A 17,240-nucleotide genomic window follows, 5' to 3' on the forward strand; every position below is an offset into this window, starting at 1 on the left:
GGACTGCTCCTTCCCGCTCAGCTGCCGACCGGCACGCCGAGGCATTGCGCCAGGCTGTCGAGCAGCGCGGCGCGGTCGAATTTCGGCACGTAGTCGGTGAAGCCGGCCTCGCGGCCGCGCTCGACATCCTCCGGACCCGCCCGGCCGGTCAGCGCGACCAGCGGCAGGTCGCGCCAGGAGCCCTCCGCCCGCAGCGCGCGCGCCAAAGCGAAGCCGTCCATCCCTGGCATGGTGATGTCGGACAGGATCGCATCGAATCCGGCGCCGGCATCGCGCAGCCGCAGCGCCTCGGCGGCATCGGCGACCGCGGTGACGACATAACCGGCGGCGCCCAGCGCCGGGACGACCAGGTTGCGGAAGAAGGCGCTGTCCTCGACCAGCAGGACGCGGCGTGCCTCGCCGACCGGCTTCGAGGCGGCCGGGCCGAACCAGTCCTCCCCGGCCTGGCGCAGCCACCAGGCGGTGTCGAGCAGCTCGGTCACCTTGCCGGCGACGACGATGCTGCCGAGATAGCCCGCCCGTTCCCCGGCGCCGTCCACCACCAGGCGCTCCTCGACCACGTCGAGGATGCTGTCGACCATCAGGCCCATGGCGCGGTCGCCGTCGCTGAACACCAGCACCGGCTGCCGTGCCGGCATGGAATCGGCGTCCCAGTGGCCGGACAGCGGCACCAGCGGCATCAGCTGTCCGCGGTACTGCACCAGCGGCCGGCCGCCGGCGACCTCGATGCGCTCGCGCTCGACGTCCTCGAGCCGGGCGACGAGGCCGAGCGGCACCGCCTTCGGCGCGCCCTCCCCGGCGTGGAACAGCAGCAGCGCGGTGGTGGCGTCGGAGCGCAGCAGGTGCGCCGGCCGGCCGGCATCGCGTTCCGGCTCCGCCTCCCCCGCCTCGGCGCCGAGGCCGCAGGCGCGGGCGATGCCGTTGGCGTCGAGGATCATGATGACGCTGCCGTCGCCGAGGATGGTATTGCCGCCGAACATGGTCACGTGGCGCAGGATCGGCGCGACCGGCTTCACCACGATCTCCTCGGTGTCGAACACGCGGTCGACGATGATGCCGAAGATATGGCCGCCGACCTGGGTGACCACGACGAAGCCGCTGCCATCCGCTGCCTTGCTGTCCAGCTGCAGCACCCCGGCCAGGTTGACCAGCGGCAGCAACCGGTCGCGCAGCCGCAGCACCGCCGCATCCTTGATGCGCTCGATCTGCGCCGTGCCCTCGCCGCCGACGCGCACCAGCTCGACCACGCCGATCTGCGGGATGGCGAAGCGCTCGCCGCCAGCCTCGACGATCAGAGCAGAGACGATGGCCAGCGTCAGAGGAATCTTGATGATGAAGGTCGTGCCGTGGCCTTCGCGCGAGCGGATGTCGATGGTCCCGCCGATGCGTTCCATATTGGTCTTCACCACGTCCATACCGACCCCGCGGCCGGAGACCGCAGTGACCGCGGCGGCGGTGGAGAAGCCCGGGCGGAAGATGAAGCGGTGGATGTCCCGCTCCGGCATGCCGGCCAGCTCGGCCTCGGTCGCCAAGCCCTGCGCCAGGACCTTCTGGCGGATCTTCTCGACGCTCAGCCCGCGGCCGTCGTCACCGATCTCGATCAGGATATGCCCGCCCTCGTGCCGCGCGTTCAGCAGGATGCGGCCGGCCTCCGGCTTGCCTGCGGCAACCCGGTCCGCTGGCCGTTCCAGCCCATGGTCGCCGGAATTGCGGACCATGTGGGTCAGCGGGTCCTTGATCAGCTCGAGCACCTGGCGGTCGAGTTCGGTGTCTGCGCCGCGCATCTCGAGGGTGATCTTCTTGCCCAGTTCGACGCCGAGGTCCCGCACCAGCCGCGGCAGCTTGGCCCAGGCATTGCCGATCGGCTGCATGCGGGTCTTCATCACCCCCTCCTGCAGGTCGGTGGTGATGTGCGACAGCCGCTGCAGCGGCACGGCGAAGGCATTGTCTCCCTGGCTGCGGGCGAGCTGCAGCAGCTGGTTGCGAGTCAGCACCAGTTCGGAGACCAGCATCATCAGGTCTTCGAGCACGTCGACCGAGACACGGATGGTCTGTGGCGGCGCGTTGCCGCCGGTTGCTGCGCCGCCGGGGTCGGCGCCCGGTTCGCCCCCAGGGCTGCCGACAGGCAGCTCGGCCTCGGGCTCGGCGACGGCTGCATGGGCCTGTGCGACGGATGCCGGTGCGGCGGGCGGTCGAGCGGCGGGCGGCGGCGCGGCGTGGCCCTCGGCTTCGGCGTCCAGTCGCGCGGTCAGCGGCGCGTCGTCGCCCGCCGGCTCGGCGCCGGTGGTCTCCAGGCCGGTGACGATGGCGCGGATCCGGTCGAGCGCGGCGAGGATGAGCGAGATGCCCTGCTGGGTAACCGGGCGGGTGCCGTCGCGATAGCGGCCGAGCACGTTCTCCGCCGCATGGGCCACGTGCTCCAGCCGCGGCAGGCCGAGGAACCCGCAGGTCCCCTTGATGGTATGCACGATCCGGAACACCTCGGAGAGGGTCGCGGCATCCTCCGGCACGCGTTCCAGCCGCACCAATGCGGCGTCGAGCGCGACCAGCCCCTCGGATGTCTCGGTCAGGAAGTCGGCGAGCAGGTCGTCCATTCTCGTTCCCCGCTGGGGCGCCCGGATCGGCGCAGGGTGTCGCGCCAGGATGCCGGGGTGGGGACGAAGATTCGGTAAAGCGGCGCGCGGCGCCTCAGCCGGGACCCAGCAGCAGGAGCGGCGAACCCGGGTCCGTTCCCTGGGCCAGGGAAACCGCCCAGCCGGCTTCCGTCGCCAGGGCCAGCAGCAGCGGCGCCAGCACCCGGCGCGGCCCTTCGCGCAGCGCGGCCTCGGCCGTGCCGCCGCCGAGCAAGGCTAGCAGGCTCGCCGGCCAGGCGGCGTCGCGACCCTCGAGGCCGACCACCAGCCCCTCCGCCGGCGATCCGGCGAGCGTCACCGAGCCGCCGCGCGGCAAGCCCTCCGCCCCCAGCAGCGCCGCGTTCAGCGCCAGCGGCACCAGCGCGGCGGGCAACTCGGACCCGGGCCAGAGGTGGTCGAGCCGGAAGCCGACGCGCGACGCGGCGGGCGAGGCCGCCAGCAGCGGCCCGAGGCTAGCGGCATCCGCATCCGCCGCCGCCCCGCCCCAGGCAACGGCAAAGAGGCGGAGGCGTTGGCGCAGGGTCTCCGCGGTTTCCCGCGCCAAGACGAGCATCTCCGCATCCGCCTCCCCCAGCAGGTCGAGGGTGCCGGCGAGCGTGCCGACGGCGCCGCCGAGGTCGTGGCAGAGCCGGGCGGCGAGGGTGGCGGCGAGGGTTGGGGCTAGCTGGGCGTCCACGCACATGGGCCGCATCCTGTCGGGCGGGTGTTCGAGCTGGATCAGAGAGCGGCCGGGCGTGACCGCCCGGAAACATAAATCTGCCCTGAAAACAACGAGCTAAGGCGGAGCGGCGTTCAGGCGTGAACGCGATCCGTTGTAGAATAGAGGGCGTTAACGATTCGTTTCATCTCTGCGAAGGACCAGGATTTCGTGCCCAGCCTGATCGAGCCCGGCATGCGCGTACGGCACCCGGACCGCCCGGACTGGGGCGAAGGCCAGGTCCAATCGGTGATCGGCGACCGGATCACGGTGAACTTCGAGAATGCCGGCAAGCTGCTGATCAACGCCGCCCTGGTCGAGCTGGAAATCGTCGACAGCCGGTCCTGAGCCTGGAACAGGTCAGCCCCGCGCCGGCCGCGGCGCCCCGGGGGCTTGCGGCAGCGGGGGGATGCGGACCAAATGCCGGCAACGCACCAACATCCGCATCCGGGAATGTCGTCCATGATCGATCCGTTCGGCCGACGGATCTCCTACCTTCGCGTCTCGGTCACCGACCGCTGCGACCTTCGCTGCGTCTACTGCATGGCGGAGGACATGACCTTCTTGCCGAAGCGGGAGGTCCTGACGCTCGAGGAGCTGGACCGGCTCTGCGGTGCCTTCATCGGCCATGGCGTGGAGAAGATCCGCCTCACGGGCGGGGAGCCGCTGGTGCGGAAGAACGTGATCTCGCTGTTCCGCAGCCTGGGCGGCCGGCTCGGGGGGGGCGGGCTGAAGGAGCTGACGGTCACCACCAATGGCACCCAGCTAGCCCATATGGCGGAAGACCTCTACGGCGCCGGCGTGCGCCGGATCAACGTCTCGCTCGACACGCTGGACCCCGCCGCCTTCAAGGCCGCGACCCGCTGGGGCGAGATCGAGAAGGTGCTGGACGGCATCTTCGCCGCCAAGGCGGCTGGCCTGGCCGTCAAGATCAACGCCGTGGCGCTGAAGGGCGTGAACGAGGGCGAGTACGACCGCATGCTGGCCTGGTGCGGCGAGCACGGCTTCGACCTCTGCCTGATCGAGACCATGCCGATGGGCGACATCACCGGTGACCGGACCGACCAATATTTGCCGCTGTCCCTGGTGCGGTCCCGCCTGCGCGAGCACTGGACACTAGAGGACACCGACTACCGCACCGGCGGCCCGGCCCGGTACTACACGGTGAAGGAGACGGGTCGGCGGCTCGGCTTTATCACGCCGATGACCCATAATTTCTGCGAAAGCTGTAACCGGGTTCGGCTGACCTGCACCGGCACGCTCTACATGTGCCTCGGGCAGGACGACGCGGCGGATTTCCGCCCGCTGCTGCGCGACCCTTCGGTTGACGATGCCGCGTTGCGGGCGGCGATTGAGGCGGCGATCGCCCGCAAGCCCAAAGGGCATGACTTCATCATCGACCGGCGCCATAACCGGCCCTCCGTCGGGCGGCACATGAGCGTCACCGGCGGCTGATTTGCGCCGGGGTGCCTACCCCGGTCGTGCATGGCAAGGTGGAGCGCGCATGGGCCTGCTGCAGGATCTCGCATCACGGCTTGCCATCCCCGGCCTGCCGGACTGGACCGGGCTCATTGCCCTGCTCCTCCTGCTGCTGGTTGGGTTGGCCTATCTGCTGATGCCGTTCAGCGTCTTCGGGCTGAAGGGCCGGCTCGATTCGATCGAGGCGCAACTCGACGAGCTGCAGGCCGAGATCCGCAGCCTCTCGCTGCAGCTCTCGGGCGCGCCGCGCCGGGCGGTGACCGAGGACTGGGTCGAGTTGCCGAGCCGTGCCCCCCGCGCCGTCGAGGAGGATCCCCGCATCACCCCACCCGTGCCGCCGCCGGCCGCCTGGCCGGAAGGCCGCGGCGGCCGCTCCGAGCCGCGGGTGGACTGGCCGGGCGACGGCAGGCGCTGACCCGTCGGGCAGCTTGCCGCCCGCGCGGCGAAGGGGCTTAGTGCGGGCCTGCGGGAGGAAGGCATGCGCGTCAGCGTCATCCAGATGAACCAAGGGTCCGACAAGGCCGCCAACCTGGCCCAGGCACGCCGGCTGATCGAGGCGGCGGTCGAGGCCGACCGGCCGGGCCTCGTCACCCTGCCGGAAACCTGGACCAATCTCGGCGGCGGGCGGGACAGCCGGAAGGCGGCCGCCGAGGTCCTGCCGCCCCAGGGCTCCGGCGAGCCGGGCGGTGCGGCCTACGAGATGCTGCGCGGCTTGGCACGGACCCATGGCATTCATGTCCATGGCGGCTCGATGATCGAGGACGGCGCGGAGAAGCTTTTCAACACCACCGTCGTCTTCGACCCCGCGGGCAGCGAGGTCGCCCGCTACCGCAAGATCCACCTCTTCGACATCACCGGGCCGGACGGCACCGGCTACAAGGAGAGCGCGCTCTACGGCGCCGGCGACGGGCTGGTGACTTTCGCAGCCGGCGGCATCACCTTCGGCTGCACCATCTGCTACGACATCCGCTTCGCCGAGGAATACCTGGCGCTGCGGAAGCTCGGGGCGGAGGCGATCTTCGTTCCTTCCAACTTCACCCTGCAGACCGGCAAGGACCACTGGGAGGTCCTGCTGCGGGCCAGGGCGATCGAGAGCCAGTGCTGGATCCTCGCCGCCGCCTCGACCGGGCAGTACGAGGAACGCGGGGCGCAGCGCTCGGTATACGGCCATTCGCTGGTCGCCGACCCCTGGGGGCATGTGGTCGCCAAGGCCTCGGACGGGATCGGCTGGGCGACCGCGCGGATCGACCCCACCGTGACCGCGCGGGTCAGGCGGGACATGCCGGTGCTGGAACATCGGGACGCCAGGCCGGTCGCGCTGTGACGCCCGCGTGAACGAGGTGTCGCCGGTGCCCTTCCCGCAGCCGGCGGCGCTGCAGCCCGTGGATGTCCGCGGTCGCATCGCCTTCCACGCTGCGGCGACCGAGGTGGCCTCAGCGGCCCGCGCCCGGCTGGTGGCCCGCTATGGCGAGGTGCCGACGGAGCAGGCCGCGGCGATCGTTTCGCTCGGCGGCGACGGCTGCATGCTGGAGACCCAGCACCGCTGGCTCGGCCGCAACATCCCGGTCTACGGGATGAACTGCGGCAGCGTCGGTTTCCTGATGAACGACTATCGGGAGGACGGGCTGGAGGAACGCCTGGCGGATGCCCAGGCCGCCGTGCTGCACCCGCTGCGGATGCGGAGCACCGCCGCCGATGGCAGCCTGGCCGAGGCGCTGGCGATCAACGAGGTCTCCTTGCTGCGCGAGACGCGCCAGGCCGCCAAGGTGCGGATCCTGATCGACGGCAAGGTGCGGCTGGCGGAGCTGATCTGCGACGGCGTGCTGGTGGCGACCCCGGCGGGCAGCACCGCCTACAACCTTTCGGCGCATGGGCCGATCGTGCCGCTCGGCGCCAACCTGCTGCCGCTGACGCCGATTTCCGCCTTCCGACCGCGGCGCTGGCGCGGCGCGCTGCTGCCATCCGATGCCGCGGTGGTCTTCGAGATCCTCGAGGCAGAGAAGCGCCCGGTGGCGGCGGTGGCCGACTATACCGAGGTGCGCGACGTCCGCCGGGTCGAGGTGCGGGAGGACCGTACGGTCAGCCTGACCCTCCTCTTCGACCCCGACCACGGGCTGTCCGAGCGGATCATCGCGGAACAGTTCACCGTCTGACAGCTGGGACCTGGGCCGAGCGCATGGCCGCACCGGAGGACAGCGTCGCGGCGAGCCGGGCGGCCGACACCCGCCTGCTGCTCTGCATTGCGATCGGCCAGACCATCGGCTGGGGCACGCTGTTTTCCACCTTCGCGCTGTTCGGCGCGCCGATGGAGGCCGAGCTCGGCTGGTCGCGCGCCTCAATCAATGCCGGGCTGACGCTCGCCATGCTGGTTTCCGGCTTCGCCGCCGTGCCGGTCGGGCAGCATGTCGACCGGCATGGCGGGCGGCGGATTCTGGCCTGGGGCGGCTGGCTCGGCGCGGCGCTGCTGGCGGTCTGGTCCTTCGCCGGCAGCCTTCCGGTCTATTGGGCGCTCTGGGCCGGGATGGGTCTGGCGCAGGCCGCCGCGCTCTGGGGTCCGGCCATGGCGGTGGTGGTGACCTCGGCGCGTGACCCGAGCCGCACCATCACCGGCATCACCTTCATCACCGGCTTCACCGGGACGATCTTCGTGCCGCTCGGCGCGGCCTTGATCGAAGGGCTCGGCTGGCGCCACGCCCTGCAGGTGCTGGCGGCGCTGCAGCTGATCCCCGGCCTGCTCGCGCTCTGGCTGCTGCCGCAGCCGCCGCCCCGACCGGCAACCGCGCCGCACGGCGGCTTCAGCCTGCGCGCGGCGGTGCGGCGGCCGGCCTTCCTCGGCCTCGCCGGCTGCTTCGCGGCGCATGCCTTCATTGGCATCGGCCTCGGCGCGCATGCCATCCCGCTGCTGCGCGAACGTGGCCTGCCGGAGGCCTCCGTGCTGCTGATCGTCGCATTGCACGGGCCTTTCCAGGTGGCGGCGCGGCTGGCGCTGTTCGCGCTCGGCCGGCGCGTGACCATGCGCGGCGTCGGGCTGCTGGCGACGCTGCTGACGCCCTTCGGCATGCTGGTCCTGGCGCTGGCGCCGCCGGAGATCGCCTGGCTGATGCTCTATGCCCTATGCTGGGCCGTGGCCGACGGGCTGATGACCATCGTCCGGGCCGCGGGCGTCGCCGAGATCCTGGGGCGGGAGGGCTACGGCGCCATTACCGGCGCGCTGAGCGTGGCGACGGTGGTGCCGCGCACCGCGGCGCCGCTGCTGATCGCGCTGATCTGGGAAGGCGCCGGCGGCTATGGACCGGTGCCCTGGCTGCTGGTGGCGCTCGCCTGCCTCGGTGCCGCCTCCTTCGCCCTCGCGGCGCGGGCCAGGTGAGGCGTCAGCGCGAGCGGGTACCGTCCCGCAGATTGCCACCGGCCGCGCCGCCGACATAGGGTCCGCTCATGCCGCCGCCGGCGCAGGCGCCGAGGGCGAGCAGCAGCAGGACGACCGCGCGCCTCATGCCGCGTCGTTCAGGTGGCATGCGCTGCGGTGCCCCGGCGCCACCTGCTTCAGTGCCGGCCGCTCGGCCCTGCAGCGGTCGAAGGCGAAGGGGCAACGGGGGTGGAAGTGGCAGCCGCTGGGCGGGTTCAGCGGCGAGGGAATCTCCCCCTGCACCCCGGCAAAGACTCGCTTGCGCGCCTCGATCCGCGGCACCTCGGCCAGCAGGGCGCGGGTATAGGGGTGGTTGGGGCGGGCAAAGACCTCCTCGGAGGGCGCCTCCTCGACCACCCGGCCGAGATACATGATCACCACGCGGTCGCTCAGGTGCTCAACCACGCCGAGGTCGTGGCTGATGAAGAGATAGGTGAGGTCGAGCTCCCGCCGCAGCTTCATGAAGAGGTTGAGAATCTGGGCCTGGATCGAAACGTCGAGCGCCGCCACCGCCTCGTCGCAGACCAGGAAATCCGGCTGCACCGCGAGCGCGCGGGCGATGCCGATGCGCTGCCGCTGGCCGCCACTGAACTGGTGGGGGTAGCGGCGCTTCAGCGAGGGATCGAGCCCGGCCCGGCGGAGCTGGTCGTCGACATAGGCCTCCAGCCCGCCGCGCGGCACGAGGCCGTGGTATTGCGGCGCCTCGCCGACGATCTCCGCCACCTTCAACCGCGGGTTGAGCGAGGCATAGGGGTCCTGGAAGATCATCTGCGTGCGCAGCTTGGCGCGCTTCGCGTCGGCGCCGGAAAGCTTGGTAAGGTCCTGACCGCGCCAGACGACTTGGCCGTCCGAGGGCGGCATGATGCCGGCGACCATGCGGCCGAGGGTGGACTTGCCGCAGCCGCTCTCGCCGACCAGCCCGACCACCTCGCCCTTCCGGACGCTGAGGTCGACGCCGTCGACGGCATGCACCACGTCCTCCCGCACCTTGACGCCGAGCCGCTTGACCAGCCGGCCGGCGAAGTCGAGCGGGTTGGAGAAGCGCTTCGATACGCCGCGCAGTTCGATGATCGGGACGCTGCCCTGCGCGGCGGCGCGGGGTGCTTCGAGAACGGCACTCATTGACGCGCCTCCGGCACGATGCTCATGCGGCCACCGCCTCCTCATGCGGGTGGATGCAGCGGGCGAAGCGGCCGGGGCGGTATTCCGCAAAGGGTGGCGGCTCGGCGCAGCGCGCCTCGGCGCGCGGGCAGCGGGCGCGGAAGGCGCAGCCGGCCGGCAGGTTCAGCATCGATGGGGTCATGCCGGGGATCTGCCGCAACGGCTCGCCGCGCCGGTTGCGGCTCGGCACGCTGCCGATCAGCCCGAGCGTATAGGGGTGCAGCGGTGCGTCGAGCACCTGCTCGACCGGCCCGTTCTCCACCACTTTGCCGGCATACATCACCGCGATGTCGTCGGCGAGGCCGGCGACGACCGAAAGGTCGTGGGTGATCCAGACCAGCGCGGTGCCGGTCTGGGCGCAGAGCTTCTGCGCCTCCGCCAGGATCTGCCCCTGGATGGTGACGTCGAGCGCGGTGGTTGGCTCATCGGCGACGATGACGTCCGGCTTGTGCAGCAGGGCGATGGCGATGGCGACCCGCTGCCGCATGCCGCCGGAAAACTGGTGCGGGTAGGAGCGCAGGCGTTCGTCCGGGCTGGCGATGCCGACCTGGCCGAGCGCGTCGCGGGCACGCTGCCGAGCCTCCTCCCGGCTCACCCTGGCATGGGCGAGGACGGTCTCGATCATCTGGGTATCGATGCGCAGGACCGGGTTCAGCGTCATCATCGGGTCCTGGAAGATCATGGCGATCCGGTTGCCGCGCAGCTTGCGCATCGCCTCTTCGGACAGCGTCGCCAGGTCCTGCCCCTTGAACAGGATCTGGCCGCCCACGATGCGGCCGGGCGGATCCACCAGGCCGAGAATGGAGAATCCGGTGACCGACTTGCCCGAGCCGCTTTCGCCGACCAAGCCGAGCACCTTGCCGCTTCGGACGGTGAAGGACACGTCGTCCACCGCCTTCACCACGCCGGCACGGGTGAGGAAATGCGTCCGCAGGTTGCGCACCTCAAGCGTCGGCGCCCCCGGCGCCGCGGATGCCGGCACCGCGCTCACTTCTTCAGCCTCGGGTTCAGCACGTCGCGCAATTGATCCCCGACGAGGTTGATCGAGACAATGGTCACCAGCAGCGCGATCCCCGGATAGAAGCTGATCCAGTATTTGCCCGACAGCATGTATTCATAGCCATTGGCAATCAGCAGGCCGAGCGAGGGCTCGGTGATCGGCACGCCGAGGCCGAGGAAGCTCAGCGTCGCCTCCAGCGCGATGGCGCGCGCCACCTGCATGGTACCGACGACGATCAGCGGCGGCAGGCAGTTCGGCAGCAGGTGGCGGAAGATGATGCGGTGGGTCGGCAGCGCCAGGCACTGCGCCGCCTCGATATACTCCCGCCGCCGCTCGACCAGCGCCGAGCCGCGGACGGTGCGGGCGTAGTAGGCCCATTCCACCACCACCAGAGCAATGACGACGTTCAGGATGCCTTTGCCGAGAAAGGCGAGAATCATAAGCGCCGCGAGGATCGCCGGAAAAGAGAGCTGCAGGTCGACCAGCCGCATGATCAGGCTGTCGGTACGCCCGCCGGCATAGGCCGCCAGCATCCCGAGCGAGGCGCCGACCAGGCAGGCGAGGATCGCCGAGCCGGCGCCGACCGTCAGCGAGATGCGGAGGCCGTACATGATGCCGGACAGCATGTCCCGGCCCTGGTCGTCGGTGCCGAGCCAATAGGTGATGCCGCTTCCGCCGACGCTGCCCGGCTCGAGCCGCCCGTCCATGATGTCGAGCTGTGCCAAGTCGTAGGGGTTCTGCGGCGCGATCCAGGGCGCGAGGACGGCGACCAGCACGATGATGCAGAAGAGCACCAGGCCGAAGAGCGCGAGGCGGGAGGCGGCGAATTCCGAGACGAAGCGGCGGAAGGGAGTCTCCACCCGCGCCGCCGGCGGGACGGCGGCGGGGGGCGCGCCGGCGGTGGTGGTGCTCATGACTTGCCCTCCAGCCGGACACGGGGATCGAGCAGCGAATAGGTGATGTCGACCAATAGGTTGATGGTGATGAACATCAGCACGATGATCATCAGGTAGGCGACCATCACCGGCCGGTCGAGCACGTTGATGCTGTCGATGATCAGCTTGCCCATCCCCGGCCAGGCGAACACGCTTTCCGTGACCACCGAGAAGGCGATGGTGCCGCCGAATTCCAGGCCGACCACAGTGACGACCGGAATCAGGATGTTCTTGAAGACATGGATAAAGGTGATCCGCGCCGGCGAGAGCCCCTTGGCGCGGGCGAATTTCACGTAGTCCATCAGCATCGTCTCCCGCACCCCGGCGCGGGTCAGGCGGATGACCAGGCTGATCTTGAACAGGCTGAGGTTCAGCGCCGGCATCAGCATGTGCGCCAGCCCGTCGCGCGTCAGGAAGGACCAGCGCATGCCGAGGATGGTCACCGTCTCGCCCCTCCCGGTGCTCGGCAGCCAGCCGAGCTGCACGGCGAAGACCATGATCAGCATCAGCCCGACCCAGAAGGTCGGCAGCGAGAAGCCGAGGATGCTGCCCGCCAGGATCCCCTTCGAGACCGGCGAGCTTGGCCGCAGCCCGGCATAGAGCCCGAGCGGCAGGCCGATGATCAGTGCGGCGAGGGTGGCGCCGATCGCTAGTTCCAGCGTCGCCGGCATGCGGTCGAGGATCAGCCGCAGTGCCGGCTCGTTGAAGACGAAGCTGCGGCCGAGGTCGCCGCGCAGCGCATTGCCGAGGAAGACCAGGTATTGCTGCCAGAGCGGCAGGTCGAGCCCGAGCGCCTTGATGGCCCGCTCGCGCTCGATCTGGTCGGCCTCGGGACTGATCAGGATCTCGATCGGATCGCCAATGGCATAGACGCCGAGGAAGACCAGCAGCGACATCACCAGCACGACGCCGGCCGCCTGCAACAGGCGGCGGAGCAGGAAAACGGTCACTTCGCGGCACTCGCCGGGCGGACATCATGCGCCCGGGTCAGCTCGTCCGCCCGGGGGTCATGCGCCAGCCCCTTCCGCATCGCCCAGGTGTTCTTCTGGATATGCAGCGGCAGGATGCCGACATCCTCGAAGACGATCCTGGTCGCCTGCTGCAGCAACGCCTCCCGTTTCGCGTCGTCCAGCTCGCGCATCGCCTGGTCCAGCACGCGATCCATCTCCGGGTTCGAATAGCGGCCGCGGTTGGACGCGCCGTAACCCTTGTCGCGGTCGAAGGTGGCGGTCAGGTTCCGCAAAGGGTTGGATCCCTCGCCCGAGGAGGTGCCCCAGCCGATCAGGAAGCTCGACAGGTCCTGCCGCCCGGCGCGGGCGACGAAGGTGGTCCAGGGCTGCGCCTCGACCGCCGTGCGCACGCCGGCGCGCGTCCACATCTGGCCGATCGCCTGGATGATGCGGCTGTCGTTCGGATAGCGGTCGTTCGGCCCGTGCAGGGTGATGCGGAAGCCCTGCGGGAAGCCCGCCTCGGCCAGCAGCCGCTTCGCGCCTTCGGTATCGAAGCGGGTAGGCGTCAGGTCCGGCACGTAGGAAAAGGACCCTTCCGGCAGGAACTGGCCGGCCGGGATCGCCGCCCCTTCCATCACCCGCTCGACAATGGCGTTGCGGTCGATCGCCATCGACAGGGCGCGGCGCACCCGGGCGTCCTTCAGCGGGTTGGCGGGCAGCGGCTTGCCGTCATTGTCGGTCACGAAGGGCGAGGAGTCGGTACGCGAATGGTCGAAGCTGAGATAGATCAGCCGGAGCCCGGTGATCTCTGACAAAGCCAAGCGCTGGTCGTTGCGCAGCTTCGCCAGGTCGCTGGTCGGCACCTGGTCGATGATCTCGACGTCGCCGGCCAGCAGCGCCGCGGTGCGCGCGGCGTCGTTGGTGATCATGCGGTAGTTCACCCGCTGCCAGGCCGGACGCGCGCCGAAATAGTTGTCGCTGCGCTCGAACTCGATGCGGTCGCCGTTGCGGTGGCTGATCATGCGGAACGGCCCGGTGCCGACCGCCATGGGTCCGGCATTGAAGCCCTCGGTGGTCGCCTGCGCATGCGTTTCGCGGTCGAGGATCATGACGCTGGCAAGATCGGTTGGCATCAGCGGATAGGGCACCGCGGTCTTCAGCCGCAGCGTATGCGCATCGACCACCTGCACCTCGCGGATCGGCCGCGTGTAGATGGCGTAGGAGGAGGGCGAGTTCGGCACGTTCGGGACGCGGGCGAAGGTGAAGGCGACGTCCTCGGCCGTGAACTCGCTGCCGTTGTGAAAGCGCACGCCGGGCCGCAGCTTGAACTCCCAGGTGGTCGCGTCGATCGCCTTCCAGCTCTCGGCCAGGTCGGGGATCACGCGGGCATGCCCATCCGTCGTCGTCAGGCCGCTGAAGATCATGTGCGCCACGGCGGTGTTGGGCGAAAGCTGGTGGTAGTGCGGATCGATCGAGGTCACGGGCGCGCCGACACCCATGGTCAGCGTCTGGGCCCAGCCGACCGGTGCGGCAACCAGCGAGAATGCCAAGACCGCGGCGCCTTGCGCCGCGCGGAAGCACCAGCCCATTTTCATTCCCCAGAAGCCCCAGCCGGGCGACGCTAGCATCCCGCCCCTGCCCCTGCCAGCGGCCGGACGAGGCCGCGGGCGTGACCTGAACCGGGACGCCGCCGGTTTGCCCAAGCCGGCGCCAGAGCATGCCGCGATGGGCGCCAGGACGGTCCCGGCCACGGCGAGATGCGCCCGGTTCGAACAACAACTCGGCGCGGCCCGTTGTTGCCATCGCAGATCGAGGTGCCCGCACCGTCACGCCGTCCCGCGCGCCGCGTCAGCGTGCCGCCCACCAGCCCGCCATGGCCCGGGACCAGCGCGCGACCAGCGCCCGCAGCGGCGCCGGTACCCGTGGCGCCGGCGCCGCGCTGCGCGGCGCGGCCAGGCGTTCGACCAGCAGTTCCGGCGGGCAGGGCAGTCCGCTCCGCGGATCGATGCAGCGCTGGTGCAGGATCAGCGCGCCAGCCACCAGCGCATCGAGGGACAGTGCCCGGCCGCGCCGCGGCGGCGGGTCGCAATCCTCGGTCAGGCCCCAGCCGGCATAGAAGGGTCGTCCCCAGGTGACCACGCGAAGGCCGCGCAACAGCGCCTCGAACCCCGCCAGGCTCGACAGGCAATGGACCTCCTGCGCCAGCGCATAGAGCGGGCCGATCGGCAGGTCGCGCAGCACGTGGTCGGCGAGCATCCCGGCCTCCGGCACCGCGCCGCGGCGCATGCCGGCCTGCACGTCGGGATGCGGCTTGAACAGGATGACGGCATCCGGGTTTGTCGCCCGCACCGCCCGCAGCAGGCCGAGATTGGTGCGCAGCCGGCTGCCACCCTGGCGGACCGCGGCATCGTCCTCCACCTGACCGGGCACCAGGATCACCCGCTTCCCCGGCGGCAGCGGAGGCAGCTCCGCCGTCCCGGTCAGGTTGTACTTGGTGACCCCCGCAGCGACGATGGCCGCGCGCAGCCGGGCGGCGCGGCCCAGCAGCGCGGCATCGAAGTCGGTCTCGGCCAGCAGCCGCTCCAGGTCGCTCGGGGTCGAGGGATCGTAGTGGATACCGCTGCCGTCGAGCACCAGGGCGGCGGCCCGCGCGCCCTGCACGCCGAGCCCGGCGGAGCGGAGGAATCCGTCCTCGATCCGCACCAGCCCGACCCCAGCCGCGGCCGCGCGCGCCGGCAGGTCGCGCGGCATCACCGCGGCCCAGACCGCGGCATCTCCGCCGGCCTGCCGTGCCAGTCGCAGGGCGGTCGAGCCGCGCATGACGATCCGCGGCGGGCCGGACTGGCTGGCGAGCGCCGCCAGCATGGCACGGTGCTTGAACCATTCGATGCCGGTGCAGGCGACGATGCGGCGGTTCGCCGCCTCAACCCGCCGCCAGGCCTCGAGCTGCGCGATCCCCTCCGCCGCCGTCCAGGGCCGGTCGCGGAAGGGATCGGCCCAGCGGGTCGCGGCCAGCAGCGCGGCGAAGGCGGCCTCCGGCGCCGCGCCGCCCCAGGGCGCGGCGCCGTCGAGCCGCACCGGCACCCCGGCCGCCCCGGCCAGCAGCGCCATGCCGGGCGAGAGGGTGTGCAACTCGGCCGCCAAGTCGAGCAGCGTCCAGGGGGCGAGACGTCCGGGGAGCACGGCCGCGCCCGCAGCGGCCAGCACCGGCGCGGCGCCCGGCGGCGCATCTGGGTCCAGCGCGACCAGCACGGGCCGGCCGGCCAGTGCCGCAAGCAGGCCGCGCGCCGCTGCGGCCCTGGCCGGGTCGCCGGGATCGAGCAGCAGCACCGCCCCGCGTGCCGGCAGGCCGAGCCCTGCGGGTCCCGGATCGGCCAGGCCCGGCGCCCCGCCGACCCGCGCCGCGCGCAGCTGCGCCATGACCGCCCGCGCCGCGCCGCGGGCCGCGGCATCCGCACCATCGCCGGCCAGCCCGGCCCCAACCGCCTCGGCCAGCGGCACGGTGAGCAGGGCGACGGGCGCCCAGGCCGCACCGAAGCGCGGCGCCCGGAAGAGCCCCTCGTCCAGCACGCCGGGCCGTCCACCATCCGGGAAGAAAGTGTCAAGCTTCGCCGCGCTAAGCTGTGGCGGGCCGACCGGACGTCGTCCGGGGCGGGACCACTGCGCAGTATCGCCGTCAATCCAGGTCATCCGGAACACGCTATTCGGAAAGGTTCCCTAACGTTTGTAGGAATTGGGTTGCTCCTCACTCACTATTTGGTAGAGGAAGCAGCGGAGGCTGCGAACACATGATTTTCGTCTCGGGCGCCTCCGTGCGTCCCGCCCCAGGCACTTCCACTCCGCTTGCCCTGCTCGGCGTCGTGCTCCTCCTCGCCAGTTGCGGCGCGGATCGGCAAGCCGCGATGCCTGCCGCCGCTCCGCCACCCAGCGTGGCGCAGCAGGATCCGCTCGGCCGGTTCGTCGGTTCGATGCCGCCCGGGCAGGCCGGCACGGTGATGCTGGCCGATGGCCGGACGACCGAGGCCCGCGTGGTGCGCGCCTATGCCGCCGCAAGCGGCCGGGATTGCCGGGAGGTGATCCTTGGCGCCGGCACCGCCGGCCAGGCCCGCCTGCTCTGCCAATCCGAGGGCCAGTGGGTCGCCGCGCGGCCGCTGCTGCTGGGAAGCGGCGCGCTGCGGCCGTGAGCGACGTTCTCGGCCCGCAGGCCAGCCTCTGGACCTGCTTCCGGATCCAGATGCGGGTCGTCGGCGCGCTGACGCTCCGGGAGATGGGCACTCGGTTCGGCCGCGACAATCTCGGCTACATCTGGCTGTTCCTCGAACCGATGCTGCTCGGCGGCGCGATCGGCGCGCTGCACCTCGCCTCCGGCCACAGCCTGCCGGGAGGGCTCAACCCCTTCGTTTTCTGGGTCGTCGGCTACATCCCCTTCTACCTGTTCCGCGGCATCGTGAACCGCGCCCCGGTCGGGATCGCCGGCAACCAGTCGCTGCTCTACCACCGGCAGGTCACCGTGCTTGACATCATGCTGTCCCGCCACCTGCTGGAATTCGCCGCGGTCGGCATGGCATTGATGGCCTATCTCGCGCTGTTCGGTGCGGTGATCGGCGACTGGCCGCGGGAGCCGGGACTGATCGTGCTCGGCATGGTGCTGATGCTTGCCCTGGCGCAGGGCATCGCCTTCCTGGTCGCCGCGGGCAGCGTCTACACCGAGCTGTTCGACCGCATCACCCACTTGGCGACCTACCTGTTCATGGGGCTGACCGGCGCCTTCTTCATGGTGTTCTGGCTGCCGAGCGACCTGCAGGCGGCGGCGCTGACCATCCCCACGGTCCATTGCTTCGAGCTGGTGCGGCACGGGCTCTACGGCACGGCGGTGCCGACGACCTACGACATCCCCTTCGTCGTGGCCTGGGCGGCGGCGCTGAACCTGCTTGGCATGGCGGCGCTGCGCAAGGCACGCCGGCACCTGGTCGTCTGAC

The 17,240-nt window shown here is 70.9% G+C and carries 17 protein-coding genes; 8 read left to right on the forward strand and 9 right to left on the reverse strand.

The genetic code is table 11. From position 1 onward, the window contains the following. Positions 1–17: 17 nt before the first annotated feature. Both E2C06_RS01580 and E2C06_RS01585 read right to left on the reverse strand, forming a co-directional pair. A complete protein-coding gene (locus tag E2C06_RS01580) occupies positions 18–2,594 on the reverse strand; it encodes a hybrid sensor histidine kinase/response regulator (protein ID WP_133286812.1) in 2,577 nt (858 codons plus the stop codon). A 94-nt stretch (positions 2,595–2,688) separates the two neighbouring features. Next, positions 2,689–3,315, reverse strand: a complete 627-nt coding sequence (locus tag E2C06_RS01585) for a histidine phosphotransferase family protein (protein ID WP_165982145.1) — start codon at positions 3,313–3,315, stop codon at positions 2,689–2,691. A 186-nt stretch (positions 3,316–3,501) separates the two neighbouring features. Between E2C06_RS01585 and E2C06_RS01590 the strand changes: the two genes are divergently transcribed. The 6 genes from E2C06_RS01590 (at position 3,502) to E2C06_RS01615 (ending at position 8,176) form a co-directional block, all read left to right on the forward strand. After that, positions 3,502–3,678: a DUF3553 domain-containing protein gene (locus E2C06_RS01590; RefSeq protein ID WP_241671064.1), complete on the forward strand. Its 177-nt coding sequence runs from the start codon at positions 3,502–3,504 to the stop codon at positions 3,676–3,678. 114 nt (positions 3,679–3,792) lie between these two features. Continuing rightward, positions 3,793–4,785 carry a GTP 3',8-cyclase MoaA gene (gene moaA / locus E2C06_RS01595; protein ID WP_241671065.1) on the forward strand — a complete coding sequence of 331 codons (993 nt, stop codon included), beginning with the start codon at positions 3,793–3,795 and terminating at the stop codon, positions 4,783–4,785. 49 nt (positions 4,786–4,834) lie between these two features. After that, positions 4,835–5,224 carry a hypothetical protein gene (locus E2C06_RS01600; RefSeq protein WP_133286815.1) on the forward strand — a complete coding sequence of 130 codons (390 nt, stop codon included), beginning with the start codon at positions 4,835–4,837 and terminating at the stop codon, positions 5,222–5,224. 63 nt (positions 5,225–5,287) lie between these two features. Continuing rightward, positions 5,288–6,133, forward strand: a complete 846-nt coding sequence (locus E2C06_RS01605; RefSeq protein WP_133286816.1) for a carbon-nitrogen hydrolase family protein — start codon at positions 5,288–5,290, stop codon at positions 6,131–6,133. A gap of 16 nt (positions 6,134–6,149) precedes the next feature. Beyond that, a complete protein-coding gene (locus tag E2C06_RS01610) occupies positions 6,150–6,962 on the forward strand; it encodes an NAD kinase (protein WP_241671076.1) in 813 nt (270 codons plus the stop codon). Positions 6,963–6,985: 23 nt separating this feature from the next. Further along, complete coding sequence (locus E2C06_RS01615) at positions 6,986–8,176, forward strand: MFS transporter (RefSeq protein ID WP_133286817.1); 1,191 nt, start codon at positions 6,986–6,988, stop codon at positions 8,174–8,176. Positions 8,177–8,180: 4 nt separating this feature from the next. Here the strand turns inward: E2C06_RS01615 and E2C06_RS40190 are convergent, their stop codons facing one another. The 7 genes from E2C06_RS40190 to E2C06_RS01645 form a co-directional block, all read right to left on the reverse strand. Further along, a complete protein-coding gene (locus E2C06_RS40190) occupies positions 8,181–8,303 on the reverse strand; it encodes a hypothetical protein (protein WP_277751775.1) in 123 nt (40 codons plus the stop codon). After that, positions 8,300–9,337: an ABC transporter ATP-binding protein gene (locus E2C06_RS01620; protein ID WP_133286818.1), complete on the reverse strand. Its 1,038-nt coding sequence runs from the start codon at positions 9,335–9,337 to the stop codon at positions 8,300–8,302. Before E2C06_RS01620 ends, E2C06_RS40190 begins: the two co-directional genes overlap by 4 nt. A 22-nt stretch (positions 9,338–9,359) precedes the next feature. Then, a complete protein-coding gene (locus tag E2C06_RS01625) occupies positions 9,360–10,358 on the reverse strand; it encodes an ABC transporter ATP-binding protein (protein WP_133286819.1) in 999 nt (332 codons plus the stop codon). A gap of 5 nt (positions 10,359–10,363) precedes the next feature. Then, positions 10,364–11,290: an ABC transporter permease gene (locus E2C06_RS01630; RefSeq protein ID WP_133286820.1), complete on the reverse strand. Its 927-nt coding sequence runs from the start codon at positions 11,288–11,290 to the stop codon at positions 10,364–10,366. Next, positions 11,287–12,261, reverse strand: coding sequence for an ABC transporter permease (locus E2C06_RS01635; RefSeq protein ID WP_133286821.1), 975 nt, complete (start codon positions 12,259–12,261; stop codon positions 11,287–11,289). The genes E2C06_RS01630 and E2C06_RS01635 overlap by 4 nt, the downstream gene beginning before the upstream one ends. Next, positions 12,258–13,889 carry an ABC transporter substrate-binding protein gene (locus E2C06_RS01640; protein ID WP_241671066.1) on the reverse strand — a complete coding sequence of 544 codons (1,632 nt, stop codon included), beginning with the start codon at positions 13,887–13,889 and terminating at the stop codon, positions 12,258–12,260. The genes E2C06_RS01635 and E2C06_RS01640 overlap by 4 nt, the downstream gene beginning before the upstream one ends. A 220-nt stretch (positions 13,890–14,109) precedes the next feature. Beyond that, positions 14,110–15,831 (reverse strand): capsular polysaccharide export protein, LipB/KpsS family, encoded by a 1,722-nt coding sequence (locus E2C06_RS01645; RefSeq protein WP_133286822.1) that lies wholly within the window; start codon positions 15,829–15,831, stop codon positions 14,110–14,112. Positions 15,832–16,163: 332 nt separating this feature from the next. Between E2C06_RS01645 and E2C06_RS01650 the strand changes: the two genes are divergently transcribed. After that, positions 16,164–16,445: a DVU3141 family protein gene (locus tag E2C06_RS01650; protein ID WP_241671067.1), complete on the forward strand. Its 282-nt coding sequence runs from the start codon at positions 16,164–16,166 to the stop codon at positions 16,443–16,445. After that, positions 16,442–17,239: an ABC transporter permease gene (locus tag E2C06_RS01655; protein ID WP_133286824.1), complete on the forward strand. Its 798-nt coding sequence runs from the start codon at positions 16,442–16,444 to the stop codon at positions 17,237–17,239. Before E2C06_RS01650 ends, E2C06_RS01655 begins: the two co-directional genes overlap by 4 nt. The last annotated feature ends 1 nt before the right edge of the window (position 17,240 follow it).

Origin of the sequence: Dankookia rubra, from assembly GCF_004355005.1 — a bacterium.
Classification (GTDB): domain Bacteria; phylum Pseudomonadota; class Alphaproteobacteria; order Acetobacterales; family Acetobacteraceae; genus Paracraurococcus; species Paracraurococcus ruber_A.

Coding starts and splice junctions, on each gene's coding strand:
- E2C06_RS01580 (WP_133286812.1), bottom strand. CDS start 2,594: ATGGACGACCTGCTCGCCGACTTCCTGACCGAGACATCCGAGGGGCTG.
- E2C06_RS01585 (WP_165982145.1), bottom strand. CDS start 3,315: ATGTGCGTGGACGCCCAGCTAGCCCCAACCCTCGCCGCCACCCTCGCC.
- moaA (WP_241671065.1), top strand. CDS start 3,793: ATGATCGATCCGTTCGGCCGACGGATCTCCTACCTTCGCGTCTCGGTC.
- E2C06_RS01600 (WP_133286815.1), top strand. CDS start 4,835: ATGGGCCTGCTGCAGGATCTCGCATCACGGCTTGCCATCCCCGGCCTG.
- E2C06_RS01605 (WP_133286816.1), top strand. CDS start 5,288: ATGCGCGTCAGCGTCATCCAGATGAACCAAGGGTCCGACAAGGCCGCC.
- E2C06_RS01615 (WP_133286817.1), top strand. CDS start 6,986: ATGGCCGCACCGGAGGACAGCGTCGCGGCGAGCCGGGCGGCCGACACC.
- E2C06_RS40190 (WP_277751775.1), bottom strand. CDS start 8,303: ATGAGGCGCGCGGTCGTCCTGCTGCTGCTCGCCCTCGGCGCCTGCGCC.
- E2C06_RS01620 (WP_133286818.1), bottom strand. CDS start 9,337: ATGAGTGCCGTTCTCGAAGCACCCCGCGCCGCCGCGCAGGGCAGCGTC.
- E2C06_RS01630 (WP_133286820.1), bottom strand. CDS start 11,290: ATGAGCACCACCACCGCCGGCGCGCCCCCCGCCGCCGTCCCGCCGGCG.
- E2C06_RS01640 (WP_241671066.1), bottom strand. CDS start 13,889: ATGCTAGCGTCGCCCGGCTGGGGCTTCTGGGGAATGAAAATGGGCTGG.
- E2C06_RS01650 (WP_241671067.1), top strand. CDS start 16,164: ATGCCTGCCGCCGCTCCGCCACCCAGCGTGGCGCAGCAGGATCCGCTC.